General features: G+C 43.9%; 1 protein-coding gene. It reads right to left on the bottom strand.

Going from position 1 to position 916, the window contains the following annotated elements:
• The coding region (locus AB4585_RS05575; RefSeq protein WP_102397900.1) for an REP-associated tyrosine transposase at nucleotides 1–855 on the bottom strand (855 nt) is incomplete at its 3' end.
• Nucleotides 856–916 lie beyond the last annotated feature (61 nt).

Here is a 916-nt window from a genome sequence, read left to right as displayed (position 1 = left end):
GGGGGGGGGGGGGGGGCAGGTCTTGCCTTTTGCCACTATACGGCTGACTCGTGAATAATGTAAGTCGAAGTGATTCCCTATTTGCTTTTGCGTATAGCCACCGCTATTAAATGCAGCAATAATGGCATCATTTCTACTAGGCGCTGAGTCTTGGTACTCCTTTAGCGAAAGAGGTTTAGCACGTCGCTGTTTTGCCGGAACCTCTTTGATATCTCCCTCTGCTAAATTCAAATTAGGAAGATGACTGTTCACAAACTCATCACTGCCTAGGTACACCTGCTGCTTTAATCCTGTCCATAGTGGCTTACCAACCCCCTCGAAAACGAATTGCTTGTATTTCTCAACAGCCTTATTTCTCTGGCGGCCAAATTGAAACAAGGTTTGATCAACCGCTAGCCAGTCTGGTGACTCTTTTAAACCAGTAACAAAAGGCCAACTGCTCCACTCATATTCGTTCGGTGTATCCACTATATTTGCACGAACGGGGTTAAGTAAAATGTAACGTCCCACTTCCAATAGATAAGCGTCTTTGTCGACTAAAATGGCTTTAAAGCGACCTTGGTATAGATGACCGACTCGGTTATGTTTTCTATTGAACTTTTGGGTATACACACCATTAAGCTGACGCATTCCCTTACTTAAGTTCCCATCAGGAGTTTCGACGAGTAGATGGTAATGATTGGTCATTAAACAGTAGCTATGCACGACCCAATTGAATCGCTCACTGGTGCCTGACAACACTTCGATAAACAATTCAAAATCTTGCTCTTCCAGATAAATCGGCTGTCGAGCATTACCGCGCGACGTTACATGATAGAGCGCACCCGCATACTCTATTCTCAGTGGTCTACTCATTGTCTTCCCTATACAAAAATGGCCTAGTTAAAAACTAGACCATTTCATCAAAAAGGCAAAA

This window comes from Vibrio sp. 10N.222.49.C9, assembly GCF_041474985.1.
GTDB classification, from domain to species: Bacteria; Pseudomonadota; Gammaproteobacteria; order Enterobacterales; family Vibrionaceae; genus Vibrio; species Vibrio crassostreae_C.
The sequence above is the reverse complement of the archived record's forward strand: the minus strand, read 5'-3'. Positions and strand labels throughout refer to the sequence as shown.